We start from the raw sequence: 17,482 nt of genomic DNA on the forward strand, positions 1-17,482 counted from the left end.
GATAGTCGAGATCATGGAACCGTAGGCAGCCCGGCATCGTCAGTGCCGGGCATGTCCATCGATCTCGCCCGGCCGTTCCGCGGGTCCACTGCCGTCGCTGCCGGGTTGTTGACCTGGGGTGAGCTGCGCGGGCCACGGTTCCAGAAACTCTTCCCCGACGTCTACGCTCCCGCGCACCTCGAACCGACCCTCGTGCTGCGTTCCGTGGCCGCGGCCGTCCTGGTCGAGGGGCGCGGAGTGCTCGCCGGCTACTCGGCCGCCGAACTGCTCGACGCGTCCTGCGGCCCGGCGGACGCCCCGGCCGAGGTGTTGATGCTGCGTCCCGGTGGGCAGAGCTACCGGTACCCCAGCCTGCGCGTGCACCGTGATCTCGTCGACCCGACGGAAACGACCGACGTCGACGGCTGCGCGGTCACGAACGCCGCCCGCACCGCGTTCGACCTCGCCCGCTGGGTGTCGTCCCTCGTCGAGAAGGTCGTGGCGGTGGACGTGCTGGCGTACAAGCGCGGCATTGCGCTCGACGACCTCGTCCGGCTGCGGCTGACGCACCCCGGCGCATGGGGTGCGCGACACCTGACCGCCGTCCTTCGCCACGCCACCGACCTCGCGGAATCGCCGATGGAGACGCGCATCCGGATGGCGTTGTTGGCCGCCGGGCTGCCGCTGCCGACCCTCCAGTTCGAGGTTCAGGCGGGTGGCAAGGTGCGCCGGCTCGATCTGGCCTACCCCGAGGTGAAGCTCGCGATCGAGTACGACGGCGAGGACCACCGCCGGAAGGACCGCGCACGCCGCGACCTCGAGCGCGAGGCCGCCCTCGTCGCACTCGGCTGGCTGATCCTCCGCTCGACGCGGGCATCGTTCACCGGCGTCCGGACCTGGTAGCCCGCGCGGTGGAGTCCGAGCTGCGCCGCCGCGGCCTCCACGTCTCATGATCCGATACTTGAGATCTTCCCTCGCCGGTGGGGTGGAGATCCCCCGCGCGCGGGAGGGCCGCCGGGCCGGGGGCCGTGAGGCTGGTCGGATGACACTGCCAGCCGTGGTTCCCGCTCACCACCGGGACGGGCGGCCCGTTCCGCGGTGGGCTGTCGTGGCCGCGCACCTCGTCCCGCTCACCACCCTGCCGTCCGCGCTGTGGCGGATCCCGCTCTCGTTCGGCTTCCCGATGGGGGTGGTCGGCGTGCACCTGCAGTGGTGGGAGCCGTACTACTTCGTGGCGCTCAGCCTGGTGACCGAAGGCGTGGCACTGCTGACGCTCGGGCTCGTCCAGCCGTGGGGTGAGCGGGTGCCCGGCTGGGTCCCGCTGCTGGGTGGCCGCCGGGTGCCGCCGCTCGCCGCCGTGGTGCCCGCGGCGCTGGGGGCCGTGGCGCTGCAGCTGATCTGGGCGTTCGCCTTCCGCGACTTCCCACACCTGGGCGACTTCCACTTCGCCCACGAGGGCTGGAGGCTGCTCATGGTCGCCTGCTACGCGCCGCTGCTGCTGTGGGCGCCGCTCCTCGCCGCGGTCACCGTGGCCTACTACCGGCGCCGGTGCCGGGGCTGAGCTGCGGGAAGGTATCGGCCGCCACCGCGAGGAAGCCGGCCAGCACCGGGGACTCGTTCCCGGGCCGCCAGCACAGCGCCACCGGCACCTGCAGGTCCGCACCGGTCACCGGGCGGAAGGCGACGCCCTCGAAGTGCAGCCACTCGGCCGAGGCCGGCAGCAGGGCAACGCCCACGGCGGCGGCAACGAGGGCCACCACGGTGTAGGTGTCCTGGGCCTCCTGCACCACCCGCGGCCAGAACCCGACGGACGCGCAGCCGCGCACCGCGGTGTCGCGCAGGTGGGAGCCCTGCCGGTCGGGGTAGCTGACGAAGTTCTCCTCGGCCAGCTCGACCAGCGGCACCGATGTCCGGGCGGCGAGCGGGTGCTCGTCCGGGAGCACGGCCACCAGGTCCTCGTCGAGCAGGGCGCGGCTCTCGAGCGACGCGGGCACGGGCGCCCGCAGCAACCCGACGTCGATGCCGCCGTCGAGCAACGCGCTGATCTGCGCGCCGCTGAACACCGAGGGGTGCAGCTCGAGGCGGACCAGCGGGTAGCGCGCGCGGTAGGCCCGGGTCATCCGCGGCAGCAATCGCCAGGTCGTCGCGCCGGTGAGGCCCACGCGGATCTCGCCGCGCTCGCCCTGCTCGGTGAGCAGCACCGACTCACGGGCCCGGTCGGCCTCGGTGAGGACCCGGCGGGCGTGCTCGAGGAAGACCGCACCGGCGTTGGTGAGCCGGACCTGACGGGTGGTGCGTTCCAGCAGCTGGACGCCCAGATCGCGCTCCAGGTGCTTGATCTGCTGGCTGAACGGGGGTTGCGCGATGTGCAGCCGAGCCGCGGCCCGCCCGAAGTGCAGCTCCTCCGCCACCGCGACGAAGGCGCGCAGGTGCCGCAGCTCCATGATCAGCTCCGATCCGGGATAGAGACGCGTCTCGTCTCAGTCGTGCCGCCATCTTGTATTGGACCGGAAGAGCCCGCACTGCCTACTGTCCGTGCACACGTTCGGCCTCAAGGGAGAGGTGCCGATGGCGCAGTCGCGCACAGTTCGAGGGCAGTTGCACCGGATCGGGCCGCTGCTCGTGCTCGCCGTCGGGGTGGGCGCGATCGTCGGCGCGGTCGGGCTCTCGCTGGGCGAGCTCACCGCTCCGGGCCCCGGGTTGTGGCCCTTCGTCGTCGCGCTGCTGCTCACCGGCACGGCGCTGGTCCTGGTGGTGATCGACGACCCCGAGGACTACGAGCCCTGGACGGGCGGCACCGCACGCATCGCGGGCGGGATCGCCGGGCTGGCGGTCTTCGTGGTGGCGTTCGAGGCGATCGGCTTCCTGCTCCCGGCGTTCCTGATGCTGCTGCTCTGGCTGCGGGTCTTCGGCCGCGAGTCGTGGCGCTGGGCGCTCGGGCTGGCCCTCGCCGGGTCGCTGGGCCTGTACCTGCTGTTCGACCAGGCGCTGGGCGTCCCGTTCCCGGACGACGTCGTCGCCGGTCTGGTGGGTGGCTGACGTGGGCATCCTGGACGGGATCGCGCAGGGGTTCGCCGTCGCACTGGACCCCGTCAACATCCTCTACGTCTTCGTCGGCGTGCTCATCGGCACGATCATCGGCGTGCTGCCGGGGCTCGGACCGACGGCGACGATCGCGCTGCTGCTGCCACTGACCTACGAGATCGAGCCGCACACGGCCGTGATCCTGCTGGCCGGCATCTACTACGGCTCGATGTACGGCGGCACGATCACCTCGGTGCTGCTGCGGCTGCCCGGCGAGGCGGCGTCGGTCGTCACCACGTTCGACGGCTACGAGATGGCCAAGCAGGGCCGCGCCGGGCCCGCGCTGGGGATCGCCGCGATCGGGTCGTTCGTCGGCGGCGTGCTCGCGGTCGTCGGGCTCGCGCTGCTCGCGCCCCCGCTGGCCGCGCTGGCCGTGTCGTTCGGGCCGCCGGAGTACGTGGCGCTGACCGCGCTGGGCATCCTGCTGGTGACCTACCTCGGCACGGGCTCCGCGCTGAAGAGCCTGAGCATGGCGGCGCTCGGCCTGCTGCTGGCCACCGTCGGGCAGGACCCGATCGCCGGGACGACCCGTTACACGTTCGGGCAGGTGGCGCTGTTCGACGGGTTCGACTTCGTGGCCGTCGCGATGGGGCTGTTCGGGGTCGGCGAGATCCTGCACAGCCTCGAGCGCACGGAGAAGGTCCAGGCCGTCACGCAGAAGATCAAGCACATCTGGCCGAGCCGGAAGGACGTGCGCGAGTCGGCCGGGGCGATCGGGCGCGGCAGCGTGCTCGGCTTCCTGATCGGGGTGCTGCCGGGCGGTGGCGGGGTGGTCTCCTCGCTCGCCTCCTACGCGCTGGAGAAGCGGCGCGCGAAGGACCCGAGCCGGTTCGGCCGCGGCGCCATCCAGGGCGTGGCGGGCCCGGAGACGGCCAACAACGCCTCGTCGACCTCGGCGTTCATCCCGCTGCTCACCCTCGGCATCCCCGCCAACGTCGTGCTCGCGCTGATCTTCGGGGCGCTGCTGGTGCAGGGCATCACCCCGGGGCCGCAGCTCATCGACCAGCACCCGGAGATCTTCTGGGGCGTGATCGCGTCGATGTTCGTCGGCAACCTCATGCTGCTGGTGCTCAACATCCCGCTGGTCGGGGTGTTCGTGCAGATCCTGCGCGTGCGCGCCGGGATCCTCGCCGCGTTCGCCCTGCTCGTGACGATGGCCGGCGTCTTCTCGATCAACAACGACGCCACCGACATGTGGGTCGTCCTCGCGTTCGGCCTGCTGGGCTGGCTGATGAAGAAGACGGGGTTCGAACCCGGGCCGCTCGTGCTGGCGTTCGTGCTCGGGCCGATCCTCGAGCGGGCGTTCCGGCAGTCGATGCTGATCTCCGGCGGCAGCCTGGACGTGTTCGTCACGCGTCCGATCTCGGGCGGGCTGCTCGCCCTCATGGCGTTGATCGTCGTGGTCAGCATCGTGACCGCCCGCCGCCGCGCTCGCGTGCTGCACCGGCACGACGCCCCCACCACCCCCACCGACGACGAACTCGCGCCCGCCGAGGGAGACCGATGAACCGCCTACGCCTGCTCGCCGCCACGCTCGCCGCGGCCCTACTGCTCGCCGCCTGCGGCGGGCAGGGTTCCGAGGAACCGGAGGCGTTCCCGTCCGAGCAGATCCGGCTGATCGTCCCGTACACCGCGGGCGGGCCCACCGACATCGCCGCCCGCTCGCTCGGCCGCTTCATGGAGGGCTCACTGGGCCAGACGGTCGTGGTGGAGAACCTGCCCGGCGCCTCCGGCTCGACGGCCTACCAGGAGCTGCTCTCCGCCGACCCCGACGGCTACACGATCTCGATGACGGCGCTGCCGACGGCGGTGCTCAACTACCTCACCAACGACGTCGGCTACACGCGTGAGGACTTCGCACCGGTCGGTGTGATCACGCAGGTGCCGTCGGCGATCGTGGTCCCGGCCGCGTCCCCCTACGCCGACCTCGAGTCGCTGTTCGCGGCAGCGCGCACCGATCCCACGCTCGTCAGCGTGGGCACGCCGGGCGCCACCAACACCCACGCCGCGGAGACGCGCCGCATCACCCAGGTCCACGGGGTGCCGCTCACCGTCGTGCCGTTCAACGGCAACCAGGAGGTGCTCGGAGCGCTGCTGGGCGGCAACGTCGTGGCCGGGTTCGTGAACGTCTCGCAGGACATGCTCCCCGCGATCGAGTCGGGGCAGCTGCGCGTGCTCGCGGTGGGCACCGAGAACCGGCTGCCGTACCTGGACGGCCCGACGTTCGTGGAGCAGGGCTACGCGGAGATCACCCAGAGCACCACCACGTTCGGCGTGATCGCCCCGGCCGGCACGCCGCAGCCGGTGATCGCCCGGCTCGAGGAGGCGATGCGCGCCGCCTCGGCCGACCCGGAGACCCGGCAAGGGCTCGACGAGCGCTACGTGCCCGAGCAGTTCCTCGGCGCGGCCGACCTCGCGGCGCTGTTCACCGAGACCGAAGAGACCTTCAAGGGAGTGGCGAGTGGCTGACAACATGCCGGCGAACGGAGCCAACGCGCTGGTCGACGCGCTGCGCGAGCTGGGTGTCGAGCTGGCGTTCGGGCTGCCCGGCGTGCACAACCTCCCCGTGTGGGAGGCGTGCGCCCACGCCGGCATCCGGCTCGTCGGCGTGCGGCACGAGCAGGCCGCGGCCTACGCCGCCGACGGGTACGCGCGCGCGACGGGGCGGCTCGGCGTGGCCGTCGTGACCACCGGCCCGGGTGCGGCCAACACGCTCGGCGCCACCGGCGAGGCCATGACCTCCGGCGCGCCGGTCCTGGTGATCGCCACCGACATCCCGTCGACGCTGCGGCGGCCCGGCGTCTACCGCGGCGTGCTGCACGAGACGCGCGACCAGGCCGCCATGTTCGCGCCGGTGACGAAAGCGGCCACGACCACCGCGTCCGCCGACGACCTGCACGCCGACGTCCTGCGTGCCGGGCGGGAGGCGTTGCGGGCGCCCACCGGGCCGGTCTACCTGGGGATCCCGACCGACCTGCTCTCCGCACCGGTCACCGAGCGCACTCCCGCGCCGGACGGCCCGCCGGAGCTCCCGGACGCGGACCTCGACGCCGCGCTCGCGCTGGTCGAGCGCGCGGAGCGGCCGCTGCTCTGGGTCGGTGGCGGGGCCTTGCGCGCCGGTGCCGGCGACGCGGTCGGCCGGCTGGCGCAGCGGCTCGCCGCGCCCGTCGTCACGACCTACAACGGCCGCGGCGTGCTGCCGCCCGACCACCCGTGCCTGGCACCGGCCACCACCCACGTCCCCGCCGTCGGGGCGCTGTGGGACGAGGCCGATCTCGTGATCGCGATCGGCAGCGACCTCGACGGGATGACCACCCAGAACTGGCGGATGCCGCAGCCGCCCGCCCTGCTGGCGATCAACGTCGACGCCGCGGACGCCGCGAAGAACTACCGACCCGACCACGTCCTCGTGGGCGACGCGCGCAGCGTCACCGAGCGGCTGGCCGACGCGGTGCCGGCCCGGGACGGGCTGGACGTGCTGTCGGTGCAGACCGCGTCGCTGCGCGCGCACGTGCAGACCCTGGTCCGCGAGGAGGAACCGCAGGCCGCGCTGCTGCTCGACGCGTTCGACCGGCTGCTGCCGCGCGACGCCACGGTGCTCGCGGACATGTGCATCGCCGGCTACTGGGTGGCCGGCTTCCACCGCGTGCCCGGGCCGCGACGCCTGGCGTACCCGATGGGCTGGGGCACGCTCGGGTTCGCGTTCCCCGCCGCACTCGGGGCGGCGGCCACCGGCACCGGCCGGGCGGTCGCCATCGTCGGCGACGGCGGGTTCCTCTTCGCGTGCGGCGAGCTGGCCACCGCGGTGCAGGAGCGGCTGCCGCTGACCGTCGTGCTCGTCGACGACGGCGGCTACGGGATGCTGCGCTTCGACCAGGTGCAGGACGGGGTGCCGACCCGCGGCGTCGACCTCGTCACCCCCGACTTCACCGCGCTGGCCGCGGCGTTCGGCGTGCCGGCTGTGGGCGTGAACGGGTTCGGCGAGGAGTTCGACGTCGCGCTGACCAAGAGCCTGGAGGTCGACGGCCCGTCGCTCGTCGCGGTGCGGGCCGCGCTCACGCCGCCACCGTCGACGTCGCCGCGCTGGTACCGGGCGGCCCGATGATCGACAAGCGGGTGGGCTCGCCGGCCGAGGCCGTCGCCGGGGTGCGCGACGGCGACACCGTGCTCGTGGGCGGCTTCGGCAACTCCGGGGTGCCGGTCGAGCTCGTGCACGCGGTGCTGGAGCTGGGTCCCAGGGAGCTCACGATCGTCACCAACAACGCGGGCACCGGCGAGACCGACATCGCCGCGCTGATCCGGGAAGGCCGCGTTCGCAAGATCATCTGCTCCTACCCTCGGTCGGCGGGCTCGATCTGGTTCGAGAAGTTCTGGCGGGCCGGCGAGATCGAGCTGGAGCTGGTGCCCCAGGGCACGCTCAGCGAGCGGATGCGGGCCGCAGGCGCCGGCCTCGGTGGCTTCTTCACCCCGGCCGGGGCGGACTCGCCGCTCGCCCAGGGCAAGGAGGTCCGCGTGATCGACGGACGCAGGCACGTGTTCGAGGAGCCCCTGAAGGCCGACGTCGCACTGATCAAGGCGGCCCGCGCGGACCGCTGGGGCAACCTCGTCTACCACTCGGTTGCCCGCAACTTCGGCCCGGTGATGGCCACCGCCGCGACGTTGACGGCGGTGCAGGTGCGCGAGTTCGTCGAGCTCGGGGACCTGGACCCGGAGGCCGTCGTGACACCGGGGATCTTCGTGGACCGGGTGGTGATCGCGTGAAGCTCAGCCCGCAGCAGATGGCCGCCCGGGTGGCACGCGACATCCCGGACGGGAGCTACGTCAACCTCGGGATCGGGATGCCGACGCTCGTGGCCGACGTGGCGCCGCCGGACCGCGAGATCGTCTACCACAGCGAGAACGGGGTGCTCGGGATGGGACCGGCGCCGGAGCCCGGCACCGGCGACCCGGAGCTGATCAACGCGGGCAAGCAGCTGGTGACGCTGCTGCCCGGCGGCGCCTACTTCCACCACACCGACGCGTTCGTGATGATGCGCGGCGGCCACCTCGACATCACGGTGCTCGGCGCCTTCCAGGTGGGGGCGAACGGCGACCTCGCCAACTGGGCCACCGACGAGGCCACGATGCCCCCCGCGGTCGGCGGGGCGATGGACCTCGCCGTCGGCGCCCGCCGCGTGCTGGTGATGACCGCGCACACGACCAAGGACGGGAGGCCGAAGCTGCTGCCGGCCTGCACCTACCCGCTCACCGCCGCCGGGGTCGTCGACCGCGTCTACACCGACCTGGCCGTGCTCGACGTGACGCCCGAGGGGTTCGTCGTCCGCGAGCTGGTCGAGGGCGTCTCCCGCGACGAGCTGCAGGCGAAGACCGCCGCGCCGCTACAGTTCGCGCCCGACCTCATCCTTCTCGGGGAGCAACCATGAGAGCCTTCGCCCTCCTGGCCGGGCTGGTGTTGCTGGCCGGGTGCGCCGGTCAGCAGCCGGATCAGCCTGCCGAGTTCCCCGCCGAGGAGATCCGGCTGCTCGTGCCCTACGCCGCCGGCGGGCCCACCGACCTCACCGCGCGGGCGTACGGGGAGTTCCTGGAACGCGACCTGGGCCAGCCGGTGGTCGTGGAGAACCTCCCGGGCGGCTCGGGCGCGCTCGCCACCCAGGAGCTGATCCAGGCCGAGCCGGACGGGTACACGCTCTCGCTGATCACCGCGGGCACCACGGTGCTGACGCCGCTGGTCAACGAGGTGGGCTACACCGCTGAGGACGTCACGCCGGTCGGCGTGCTCTCCGAGGTGCCCTCGGTGCTCGCGGTTGCCGCGGACTCGCCGTACCCGGACCTCGCGGCGTTCGTGGCCGACGCCCGCGCCCGCCCGGGTGCGCTCACCGTCGGCACCCCCGGCGCGACGACCCCGCAGGGCATCGAGCTGCAGCGGCTGCGCGACGAGCACGGCGTGGAGGTCACGGTGGTGCCGTTCAACGGCAACGCCGAGATGACCACCGCGCTGCTCGGCCGCAACGTCGACGCGGTCCTGATCAACGCGTCGCAGGACGTCACCGAGAACATCGACGCGGGCGAGTTCCGCCCGCTCGCGGTCTCCACCGCCGAGCCGCTCGACTGGCTGGCCGGCACGCCGACGCTGGTGGACGCCGGGTTCGCCGGCCTCACGCTCTCCGGCTCGACGTTCGGGCTGGCCGGCCCCGCGGGGCTGCCGGAGCCCGTCGTCACGCGGCTCGAGGACGCCCTGCGCCGCGGCCACGCCGACCCGGACGTCGTGGCCACCGTCGGCGAGCGCTACCTGGGCCCCGAGTTCCGGGGGGCCGCCGAGATGCGGGCGGTCCTCGACGAGACGCGCGCGGTCTACGAACCGATCCTGGGAGGGTCCTGATGAGACGAGCGTGGGCCGGCTTCGCCGCGGCAGCCGCCCTGACGTTGTCCTGCTCCGGGCAGGCGGCGGACACCCCGGAGGAGTACCCCACCGACGAGATCACGGTGATCGTCCCCTACACCGCGGGCGGGCCGACCGACCTCGCCGCCCGCACGATGGGCGCGCACCTGGAGAAGGCGCTGGGCCAGCCGGTCATCGTGGAGAACGTCCCCGGCGCGGCCGGGTCCGTCGCGATGAACGAGCTCGTGGCCAGCGAGCCCGACGGGCACACGCTGACGCTCGTGGCCGCGCCGTCCACGGTCGTGACGCCGATGATCCAGGACGTGCCCTACGACGCCCGGTCGTTCGTGACGATCGGCGTGATCACCGAGGTGCCGTCGGTGCTCGCGGTGCCCGGCGGCTCGGAGTTCGCCGACGCCGCCGCGTTCTTCGACGCGGCCCGGCAGCGCCCGGGCGAGCTGACCGTCGGCACCCCGGGGGCGACCACCTCGCAGGCCATCGAGCTGCGGCGGCTGGCGGGCGAGTACGGCGTGCAGGTCACGGTCGTGCCGTTCAACGGCAACGCCGAGCTGATCCAGGCCGTGCTGGGCGGCGCCGTCGACGCGGTGCTGGTGAACGTCTCGCAGGACATCCGCGCGCAGGTCGACGCCGGTGACTTCCGCGCGCTCGCGATCAGCCCCGCCCAGCGCGTCGACTACCTGCCCGACGTCCCGACGCTCGCCGAGCTGGGCTTCCCCGGGCTCACCTACAGCACGTCGCTGTTCGGGCTCGGCGCCCCGGTCGGCACCCCGCCGGAGATCGTGACGCGGCTGGAGCAGGCGATGCGGGAGGGCCTGGAGGACCCGGCGGTCCGCGCGCAGCTCGACGAGGCCTACGTGCCCGACGAGTTCGTCGGCGCCGCCGCGTTCCGCCAGCGGCTCGACGAGATCGTGACCGTGTACGGGCCGGTGGCCCAGGAACTCCGGGGTGGTTGACTCCTGACATGGACACCGGACTGAGTGGACGCACCGCCGTCGTACCCGGCGCGAGCTCCGGCCTCGGCCTCGCCGTGGCCCGCTCGCTCGCCGCGGAGGGGGCCAACGTCGTGCTGGGCGGGCGGCGCGGCGAGCTCGTGCGCGCCGAGGCCGAGAAGCTGCCCTCCGCTGTGGGCGTGGAGGTCGACCTCACCGACCCGGCCGCTACGGACGCCCTGGTCGGCGCCGCGCAGGAGCGCTTCGGCCCGGTCGACGTGCTCGTGCTCAACGGCGGCGGCCCGCCGCCCGGCGTGGCCGTCGACTTCACCGCCGACAAGCTCGCCGAGGCCGTCGCGCTGCTGGTACAGCCGCACCAGCGGCTCGTCGGGGCGGTGCTGGCGGGGATGCGCGGGCGCGGCTTCGGCCGGATCGTCGCGATCGGCTCCAGCGGTGTGCAGCAGCCGATCGACCGGCTCGTCGCCTCCAACGCCGGCCGCGCCGCGCTGGCCGGCTACCTCAAGACGCTCGCGAGCGAGGTCGCCGCCGACGGCGTCACCGTCAACATGGTCCTGCCCGGCCGGATCGCCACCGACCGCGTCGGCGTGCTCGACCGCGCCAACGCCGAGCGCTCCGGCGCCAGCGAGGAGCAGGTGCGCGAGCGCGCCGAGGCCACGATCCCGGTGGGCCGCTACGGCACGCCGGAGGAGTTCGCCGCCGTGGTGACGTTCCTGGCGAGCGCGGCCGCCTCCTACGTCACCGGCGAGCAGATCCGCTGCGACGGCGGGCTGGTCCGGGCGCACTGAGCAGGGCCTCGTGCAGATCGCTCCGAGCCGCACCTGAGAGCGGCCGTCGCCGCGCCGGTGTGCGACTCGGGGCGATCACTGCCCGACGGCCGGCCCCAGCCGTACCGGACCGCTGCCGTCGCAACAGTGGTGCGCGACTCGACACGATCATGGCCGGTGATCGGTCCGAGCCGTACCGGACGGCCCACCGTCCCACGACTGTGATCGATCCGAGCCGCACCAGAGGGTCACGGCGGTAGCGGCACGCGGCTCGCGTCCTGCGGCCCGATGATCGTTCCGAGCCGCACCAGACGGCTCCGACCGCCGCGCTGGTGTGCGACTCGCCCCGATCAGCGGCGGGTGATCGGTCTGAGCCGCACAAGGCAGTTGCCGATGCCGCCGTGGTGTGCGACTCACAACGACCACCGACGGGTGATCGGCGCGAGTCGTACCTGCGCGTCGTCGGCGGGCCGTGGTGTGCGGCTCGCCGCGATCACCGCTACCGGCGACCGGGGCGGGCTGTCGGGGCCGGTTCGTAGAGTGCGGGTCGTGGCTCCCCGAGGCGGCAGGTCCCGAGCGGTGAAGCGGCGGCCGGAGCCGCCCGGCCTCCCCGACACTCGCGATCCGGCGCCCGGCGTCGTCGAAGGCGGCGCCGTCTGGGACTGCGTCGAGGCGGGGGCGCAGGTGCAGGTGCCGGAGCACGTCGCCGACCTGCGGGTGCAGGAGAGCCGGTGGGTCGGCGGGCGGTTGGCCGGCGTCCGGTTCACCGGGCTCGAGTGCCGAGACACCGAGTTCGTGCAGTGCGACCTGTCCGGCGCGGTGCTCGACAGCGCCGTGCTCAGCCGCGTGGTCTTCACCGACTGCCGGCTCACCGGCACCGTCCTCGACGGCGCGCAGCTCACCGATGTCCGCATCACCGACAGCGCCGCCGACCTGCTGAGCCTGCGGATGGCACGGGCACGGTTCCTGCTGGTCGAGAACTCGGGCCTGCACGCCGCCGACCTCTACGAGTTCGGCGGGGAGCACTGCGCGTTCCTCGGCTGCGACCTGGGCGAGGCGAGCGTCGAGGCGGCCCGGCTGCGGGAAACCGACCTGCACGGCTGCACGGTCGACGAGCTCCGCGGCGCGCTGTCCCTGCGCGGCGCGCGGATCAGCCCCGACCAGATCGTCCCGCTCGCCGCCGTCCTGCTCGACGAGCTGGGCATCCAGGTGACGGAACAGCCGCCGATCTCCGGTTGATCGTCGGACGGGCGCAGCGGCGGCGGTATGTCGCCGCATGCGCGCCGGTCCGGCGATCATGAGGTGGCCGCGGGTCAGCCCCGGCCGAGGAACGGCATGTTCGTGGCCATGATCGTCATGAACGGCACGTTCGCATCCAGCGGCAGCCGCGCCATCATCAGTACCGCGTCGGCCACGTGCGCCGGGTCGAACCTCGGCTCCGGGCGGATGCTGCCGTCGGCCTGCGGGACACCCCCGGCCATGCCGGCGGTCATGTCGCTGGCGGCGTTGCCGATGTCGATCTGGCCGCACGCGATGCCGTAGGGCCGCCCGTCCAGCGCGAGCGTCTTCGTCAGGCCGGTGATCGCGTGCTTCGTGGAGGTGTAGGCCGCGCTCCCGGGGCGGGGGACGTGGGCCGAGAGCGAGCCGTTGTTGATGATCCGCCCGCCCTGCGGCTCCTGGGCGCGCATCGCCGCGAACGCCTCGCGGGCGCAGAGGAACGAGCCGGTGAGGTTGGTGGTGACGGTGGCCGTCCAGTCCTCGACCGCGATCTCGTCGACGGTGCCCGAGGGGCCGAACATCCCGGCGTTGTTGACCAGCAGGTCGACCCGGCCCCATCGCTGCAGCACCGCGGCGAAGAGCCCCGCCACGGAATCGGCGTCACCGACGTCGGTGGGCACCACCAGCGCGTCGGCGTGGCCACCCGCCGTCTCCTCGAGCGCCGCGCCCCGCCGTCCGGCGAGCGCGACCCGGTACCCCGCGCCGAGCAGGGCGGTGGCCACCACCCTCCCGATCCCCGAGCCGGCACCCGTCACCACTGCCACATCGCCATCCACCCGTGCATGATCCCCGGCCACGGCTACGGCGCCAACAGGTCGCGGTGCACTGCCGCGGCGACCGGTCCGGGGGATGCGCCGAGGTCGTCACGCAGCACGCGCTGCAGCTCGGCGAACACGTCGAGGGCACCGCCCCGGTCCCCGCGTTGTGACAGCGCCCGCATCAGCAGGCAGTACCCGGTCTCGGAGTGCGGGTCGAGCACCGTGAGCTCCCGGGCGGCTCGTTCGGCCGCGGGCAGCTCGCCGCCGCCGAGCTGCAGGCACGCCTCCGCGTAGCAGCGCAGCGCCCGGCGGTGGGCATGCCCGAGGGTGGCGCGCCGGTCGTCGGCCCAGGGGTCCTCGATGTCGGGCAGGAACGGGCGCTGGGTGACGAACAGCGTGCTCAGCGCCTGCGTCCAGGCCCGATGCCAGTCCCGGCGGGCCGCGGCGGCCTCGGCGGAATGCAGCGCCGACTCCGCGACCGCCGTGTCGACGATCGATCCCGGTGGCAGCACGAGCTGCAGGCTGCCTCGGCCGCGGATCTCGGCAGGCGCCAGCACCGCACGCACCTTCGACAGGAGCGCGGCGAACGTGGCCGCGGCACCCGGTCCCGGGACGGCCGGGTACCACAGCAGCGCGAGCAACGCGGCCCGGTCCACGACCGGACGCCGGGGGTCGGCGAGCAGGGCAACGAGCACCCTCCCGCGCCGGCCGGGCAGCTCCTGCTCCACCGGCCGCCCGTCCACCACCACCGCGAAGCGGCCGTGCAGCTGGATGCGGACCACGATGGGGAATTGCAGGCTTCCGGCAAGGTCGGTGTCAATACTTGCCGCACCCGTCGAGGAGGACGCCATGAACCAGGTGATGTGCGAGTGCGGCTTCGCGGCCCGGGCCACGCAGGAGGACCAGGTGGTGACCGACGTTCTCGCGCACGTCCGTGCCGATCATCCGGACCTCGCCGGGGACGTCACACCCGACGTCGTCCGCGGCTGGATCGAGGTCGTGCCGGACTGAGCGGGGAGGGGGACGGGCCGGGCGCCGTACGGTGCCCGGCCCGTCGGCTACTCCTCCAGCGACAGCGCGCCCGAGGGGCAGTTGGCCACCGCGCTGCGGGCGTCCCCCGCGTCGGACGGGTGCTCGTCGAGCACCACCACGATGCCGTCGTCGTCCTGGTCGAACACGTCACCCGCGGTCAGCACGCACATCCCGGCCCCGATGCAGACGTCCCGGTCCGCGTGCACCTGCACACCCATCACGTCCCCCTTCACCACGTCACCTGCAACGACGCCAGACCGTAGATGATGTGGAAGGTGCGGAACTCCGCCTCGTCGCCCACGGCGCGCAGGCCGGGGAAACGGCGGAACAGGGCCGGGAAGGCGACCCGCATCTCCATCCGCGCCAGCGGCGCGCCCAGGCAGTGGTGGATCCCGTGGCCGAACGCGACGTGCCCCACCGCGCCACGCGTGACGTCGAGGCGGTCGGGGTCGTCGCGCAGGGCGGGATCCCGGTTGGCCGCCGGAAGCGCGAGCATGACGAACTCGCCCGCGTCGATCCGCTGCCCGGCGATCTCCACCTCGGTGGTGGTGATCTTCGCGGTGCCCGTGTGGACGATGCTCAACCAGCGCAGCAACTCCTCGACCGCGGCGTCCACGCGCTCCGGCTCGTCGCGGACGATCGCCAGCTGGTCGGGGTGGCGCAGCAGCGCGAGCGTGCCGAGCCCGAGCATGTTGGCCGTGGTCTCGTGCCCGGCGATCAGCAGCAGGGACGCGATCCCGATCAGTTCGTCGGTGGACAGGTCGTCGCCGTGCTCGCGCACGAGCATCCCCAGCATGTCCTCGCCCGGCCGGGCCTGCGCCCGGCCGACGAGCTCGGCCATGTACGCGCGCGACTCCGCCGCCAGCCGGAACCGCTCCTCCGCCGGAAGGCCCAGGTCGAGCTGCCGGCTGGTGCGCGCCTGGAACTCCGCCCGGTCCGCGTAGGGCACGCCGAGCAGCTCGCAGATCACCAGCGACGGCACCGGCAGGGCGAAGTCCGCCACGAGGTCGCTCGGCGGGCCGGTGCGCTGCATCGCGTCGAGGTGCTCGTCGACGATCTCGTGGATCCGCGGCTCCAGGCGCCGCATCCGGCGCATCGTGAACTCGGGGGTGAGCATCCGGCGCAGCCGGCCGTGCTCGGGCGGGTCGAGCGCGAGCAGGTTGCCCGCCCGCATCCGGGCCACCTCCTCCTCGCTCATCGGCGGCATGCTCGCCCGCCGTCGCTCGTCGACGGACATGCGGGCGTTGCTGAAGCGTGCCGGGTCGCTCAGCACCTCGCGGACGTCGGCGAACCGGGTGACGAGCCAGGCGTCCAGGCCGAACGGTGTGCGGACCTGCCGGACGCCCTGGCCGTCACGCAGCTCGGCCATCTCCGGTGCCGGATCGAATCCGTCTCGCTGCATGTGGATGGGCAGCGCTGGTGCTCGGGTCACTGGGGCCTCCCCCGACGACGACGCGCGCCCGGTCGGCGCGCTGCGCCCGGGGAACGAAGGGCGCCCGCCGGCTGGTTCCGGCGAGCACTCCGACCACCTCAGCGGCCCCTCAGCCTCCCCACCTCCGCGTACGCACCGTGTTCGACCGGCCCTCCGGGGCCACCCGGTCGCGTCGCCCACCAGTACCCTGAGAACCGAGAGAGATGTCTTGCAGTTATCCCCTGGAGGGCGTTCAGCGACCCGCACCATGCGAGAGTGAGGATCCGATTTGACGGAAAGGGCACGTGTGGGCGACGAGCACGAGGGCAGGCTGCGGGCGGACGCGCGCCGCAACCGCAACCGCCTCCTCGCCGCCGCCAAGGCGTGGTTCGCCACGCACGGGCCGGAGGCTCCCGCGGAGGAGATCGCGCGCGCGGCCGGGGTCGCCCCGGGCACGCTGTACCGCCACTTCGCCGACCGCGAAGCCCTGATCCACGCCGTCGCCCTGGACAACCTCAACAACGCGCTCACCGAGACGCGTGCCGCGCTGGCCGAGGAGTCGAGCGCCTGGAAGGCACTCGTCCGCATCCTGCACCAGTCGCACGAGCTGCGGCTGATCATCCGGCTCCTGATGGCCTACCCGGCGGTGGGCGAGATCGTGAAGAAGGAACGCGACGCCGCCCAGCTCCGCCACGCGATGATCGACGTGTTCGACGAGGTCGTCCGGCGGGCGCAGGCGGAGGGCACGCTGCGCACGGACGTCGGCACCGGCGACCTCGCGGTGATGTTCTCGCTGCTGGCGCACCCCCTGCCGATCATGCACACGGACACCGCACAGCACGCCTCGGCCCGCTGCACGGCGCTGCTCCTGGAGAGCCTGCGCGCAGGCTCGGAGGCCTGCTTGCCGGGCTCTCCCTTGACCCCCGCCGACGTCGGAACCTGAGCGCGCGGGAACAGCTGCAGACGGGTCAGGGGCGGGGGCGTTCGGCGTCCGTGATCTCCGGGTGGTCCACGGCCGCATCCCAGCCCATGTCCGCCTTCGCCCGCCCCGTCGCGTAGAAGCCGGCGCCTCCGTGCAGGGGCGCGCGCAGCGGCACCCCGGGGTAGAAGCGGGCCGCCAGCTCGGCGCTCGGGGTGCGGGTGGTCGTCCGGTCCGACACCACGTGGTAGACGGCGTGTCCGGGGGTCGGGCGCGCCAGGGCCAGCAGGCAGGCCGACGCGGCCGCGTCGAGGCTCACCCATCCCCACAGGTCCTTGCGGGTCCGCTCGTCGTCACTCGTCGACGCCGACGCGGCGTCCTCGCGCAGGCCGTGCAACCGCAGGGCGGAGAACGCCGCGTCCGGGCGCCGGCGGGCGAACGCCGCGGACTGCTGCTCGATGAGCCATTTCGACAGGCTGTACGCGTCCTCGGCGTAGGTGGGGTGTTCCTGCTCGTCGATCGGGAAGTGGTCGTAGCGCGGCTGCGCGCTGTAGACCCCGCCGATGGCGTTGATGCTCGACGCGAGGCAGACCGCCCCCAGCCCGTGCTCCTCCGCCGCCACCAGCACGTGGTGGGTGCCGCCCACGTTGATCCGGTGCACGTCCGGTTCCGGGTGGCGGGGGTTCGTGAGCCCGCCGAGGTGGATCACCCCGTGTGTGCCGGCGAGTACGGACCGCACGGCGTCCAGGTCGGTGAGGTCCGCCGCCCGCCACTCCACCGACCCGCCGGACGCCTCCGGGGCGCCCGGCAGGTCGGTGGCGACGACCTGGTGGCCGGCGCGGACGGCACGGGCGACGACGTGCCTGCCGAGCAGGCCCGCCGCCCCCGTGACCGCGATGGGCACTGA

At 73.5% G+C, this 17,482-nt stretch carries 20 protein-coding genes; 14 read left to right on the forward strand and 6 right to left on the reverse strand.

Annotation, left to right across the window (positions count from 1 at the left end):
* Positions 1-51: 51 nt before the first annotated feature.
* A complete protein-coding gene (locus tag CFP66_RS10480; protein WP_094922617.1) occupies positions 52-882 on the forward strand; it encodes a DUF559 domain-containing protein in 831 nt (276 codons plus the stop codon).
* A gap of 139 nt (positions 883-1,021) precedes the next feature.
* Entirely contained in the window at positions 1,022-1,540 is a 519-nt protein-coding gene (locus tag CFP66_RS10485) for a hypothetical protein (RefSeq protein ID WP_094922618.1), read from the forward strand.
* Here the strand turns inward: CFP66_RS10485 and CFP66_RS10490 are convergent.
* On the reverse strand, positions 1,503-2,423 hold the full coding sequence (locus CFP66_RS10490) for a LysR substrate-binding domain-containing protein (RefSeq protein WP_094922620.1): 921 nt from the start codon (positions 2,421-2,423) through the stop codon (positions 1,503-1,505). The two genes, CFP66_RS10485 and CFP66_RS10490, sit on opposite strands and share 38 nt — an antisense overlap.
* A gap of 91 nt (positions 2,424-2,514) precedes the next feature.
* On the opposite strand from CFP66_RS10490, the gene CFP66_RS10495 reads away from it, so the two are divergent.
* The 10 genes from CFP66_RS10495 (at position 2,515) to CFP66_RS10540 (ending at position 12,416) form a co-directional block, all read left to right on the forward strand.
* Positions 2,515-3,018: a tripartite tricarboxylate transporter TctB family protein gene (locus CFP66_RS10495; RefSeq protein WP_198961364.1), complete on the forward strand. Its 504-nt coding sequence runs from the start codon at positions 2,515-2,517 to the stop codon at positions 3,016-3,018.
* Entirely contained in the window at positions 3,011-4,570 is a 1,560-nt protein-coding gene (locus CFP66_RS10500) for a tripartite tricarboxylate transporter permease (protein WP_198961365.1), read from the forward strand. Before CFP66_RS10495 ends, CFP66_RS10500 begins: the two co-directional genes overlap by 8 nt.
* On the forward strand, positions 4,567-5,532 hold the full coding sequence (locus CFP66_RS10505) for a tripartite tricarboxylate transporter substrate binding protein (RefSeq protein WP_094922623.1): 966 nt from the start codon (positions 4,567-4,569) through the stop codon (positions 5,530-5,532). The genes CFP66_RS10500 and CFP66_RS10505 overlap by 4 nt, the downstream gene beginning before the upstream one ends.
* A 4-nt stretch (positions 5,533-5,536) precedes the next feature.
* Complete coding sequence (locus CFP66_RS10510; RefSeq protein ID WP_094923078.1) at positions 5,537-7,168, forward strand: thiamine pyrophosphate-binding protein; 1,632 nt, start codon at positions 5,537-5,539, stop codon at positions 7,166-7,168.
* Positions 7,165-7,824 (forward strand): 3-oxoacid CoA-transferase subunit A, encoded by a 660-nt coding sequence (locus CFP66_RS10515; protein WP_094922625.1) that lies wholly within the window; start codon positions 7,165-7,167, stop codon positions 7,822-7,824. The genes CFP66_RS10510 and CFP66_RS10515 overlap by 4 nt, the downstream gene beginning before the upstream one ends.
* A 17-nt stretch (positions 7,825-7,841) precedes the next feature.
* Entirely contained in the window at positions 7,842-8,486 is a 645-nt protein-coding gene (locus CFP66_RS10520) for a 3-oxoacid CoA-transferase subunit B (RefSeq protein WP_094923080.1), read from the forward strand.
* Positions 8,483-9,442 carry a tripartite tricarboxylate transporter substrate binding protein gene (locus CFP66_RS10525; protein WP_094922627.1) on the forward strand — a complete coding sequence of 320 codons (960 nt, stop codon included), beginning with the start codon at positions 8,483-8,485 and terminating at the stop codon, positions 9,440-9,442. The genes CFP66_RS10520 and CFP66_RS10525 overlap by 4 nt, the downstream gene beginning before the upstream one ends.
* On the forward strand, positions 9,442-10,416 hold the full coding sequence (locus CFP66_RS10530) for a tripartite tricarboxylate transporter substrate binding protein (RefSeq protein WP_094922628.1): 975 nt from the start codon (positions 9,442-9,444) through the stop codon (positions 10,414-10,416). The genes CFP66_RS10525 and CFP66_RS10530 overlap by 1 nt, the downstream gene beginning before the upstream one ends.
* An 8-nt stretch (positions 10,417-10,424) precedes the next feature.
* On the forward strand, positions 10,425-11,198 hold the full coding sequence (locus CFP66_RS10535) for an SDR family oxidoreductase (protein WP_094922630.1): 774 nt from the start codon (positions 10,425-10,427) through the stop codon (positions 11,196-11,198).
* A 558-nt stretch (positions 11,199-11,756) separates the two neighbouring features.
* Positions 11,757-12,416: a pentapeptide repeat-containing protein gene (locus CFP66_RS10540; protein WP_143517204.1), complete on the forward strand. Its 660-nt coding sequence runs from the start codon at positions 11,757-11,759 to the stop codon at positions 12,414-12,416.
* 74 nt (positions 12,417-12,490) lie between these two features.
* Here the strand turns inward: CFP66_RS10540 and CFP66_RS10545 are convergent, their stop codons facing one another.
* Together CFP66_RS10545 and CFP66_RS10550 are read right to left on the reverse strand one after the other, a co-directional pair.
* Positions 12,491-13,231: an SDR family oxidoreductase gene (locus tag CFP66_RS10545; protein ID WP_233159301.1), complete on the reverse strand. Its 741-nt coding sequence runs from the start codon at positions 13,229-13,231 to the stop codon at positions 12,491-12,493.
* Positions 13,232-13,254: 23 nt separating this feature from the next.
* Positions 13,255-13,995: a BTAD domain-containing putative transcriptional regulator gene (locus tag CFP66_RS10550; RefSeq protein ID WP_094922635.1), complete on the reverse strand. Its 741-nt coding sequence runs from the start codon at positions 13,993-13,995 to the stop codon at positions 13,255-13,257.
* Positions 13,996-14,062: 67 nt separating this feature from the next.
* On the opposite strand from CFP66_RS10550, the gene CFP66_RS10555 reads away from it, so the two are divergent.
* The gene (locus tag CFP66_RS10555) at positions 14,063-14,224 is read left to right on the forward strand and encodes a DUF1059 domain-containing protein (RefSeq protein ID WP_094922636.1); all 162 of its coding nucleotides are present in this window, start codon (positions 14,063-14,065) and stop codon (positions 14,222-14,224) included.
* Between the two features lie 47 nt (positions 14,225-14,271).
* On the opposite strand, the gene CFP66_RS10560 is transcribed toward CFP66_RS10555, so the two are convergent.
* A complete protein-coding gene (locus tag CFP66_RS10560) occupies positions 14,272-14,463 on the reverse strand; it encodes a ferredoxin (protein ID WP_198961394.1) in 192 nt (63 codons plus the stop codon).
* 11 nt (positions 14,464-14,474) lie between these two features.
* Positions 14,475-15,677 (reverse strand): cytochrome P450, encoded by a 1,203-nt coding sequence (locus CFP66_RS10565; RefSeq protein ID WP_233159302.1) that lies wholly within the window; start codon positions 15,675-15,677, stop codon positions 14,475-14,477.
* 268 nt (positions 15,678-15,945) lie between these two features.
* Here CFP66_RS10565 and CFP66_RS10570 point away from each other — a divergent pair, with 268 nt between their 5' ends.
* Positions 15,946-16,599, forward strand: a complete 654-nt coding sequence (locus tag CFP66_RS10570) for a TetR/AcrR family transcriptional regulator (RefSeq protein WP_233159303.1) — start codon at positions 15,946-15,948, stop codon at positions 16,597-16,599.
* 25 nt (positions 16,600-16,624) lie between these two features.
* On the opposite strand, the gene CFP66_RS10575 is transcribed toward CFP66_RS10570, so the two are convergent.
* Positions 16,625-17,479, reverse strand: a complete 855-nt coding sequence (locus CFP66_RS10575; RefSeq protein ID WP_094922641.1) for an NAD(P)-dependent oxidoreductase — start codon at positions 17,477-17,479, stop codon at positions 16,625-16,627.
* Positions 17,480-17,482 lie beyond the last annotated feature (3 nt).

Origin of the sequence: Pseudonocardia sp. MH-G8 (assembly GCF_002262885.1) — a bacterium.
Classification (GTDB): Bacteria; Actinomycetota; Actinomycetes; order Mycobacteriales; family Pseudonocardiaceae; genus Pseudonocardia.

Bases quoted from the DNA above. Each gene is read 5' to 3' on its own strand.
- CFP66_RS10490 (WP_094922620.1), bottom strand. From the start codon at position 2,423: ATGGAGCTGCGGCACCTGCGCGCCTTCGTCGCGGTGGCGGAGGAGCTG.
- CFP66_RS10505 (WP_094922623.1), top strand. From the start codon at position 4,567: ATGAACCGCCTACGCCTGCTCGCCGCCACGCTCGCCGCGGCCCTACTG.
- CFP66_RS10535 (WP_094922630.1), top strand. From the start codon at position 10,425: ATGGACACCGGACTGAGTGGACGCACCGCCGTCGTACCCGGCGCGAGC.
- CFP66_RS10555 (WP_094922636.1), top strand. From the start codon at position 14,063: ATGAACCAGGTGATGTGCGAGTGCGGCTTCGCGGCCCGGGCCACGCAG.
- CFP66_RS10520 (WP_094923080.1), top strand. From the start codon at position 7,842: ATGGCCGCCCGGGTGGCACGCGACATCCCGGACGGGAGCTACGTCAAC.
- CFP66_RS10560 (WP_198961394.1), bottom strand. From the start codon at position 14,463: ATGGGTGTGCAGGTGCACGCGGACCGGGACGTCTGCATCGGGGCCGGG.
- CFP66_RS10515 (WP_094922625.1), top strand. From the start codon at position 7,165: ATGATCGACAAGCGGGTGGGCTCGCCGGCCGAGGCCGTCGCCGGGGTG.
- CFP66_RS10485 (WP_094922618.1), top strand. From the start codon at position 1,022: ATGACACTGCCAGCCGTGGTTCCCGCTCACCACCGGGACGGGCGGCCC.
- CFP66_RS10525 (WP_094922627.1), top strand. From the start codon at position 8,483: ATGAGAGCCTTCGCCCTCCTGGCCGGGCTGGTGTTGCTGGCCGGGTGC.
- CFP66_RS10530 (WP_094922628.1), top strand. From the start codon at position 9,442: ATGAGACGAGCGTGGGCCGGCTTCGCCGCGGCAGCCGCCCTGACGTTG.
- CFP66_RS10480 (WP_094922617.1), top strand. From the start codon at position 52: ATGTCCATCGATCTCGCCCGGCCGTTCCGCGGGTCCACTGCCGTCGCT.
- CFP66_RS10510 (WP_094923078.1), top strand. From the start codon at position 5,537: ATGCCGGCGAACGGAGCCAACGCGCTGGTCGACGCGCTGCGCGAGCTG.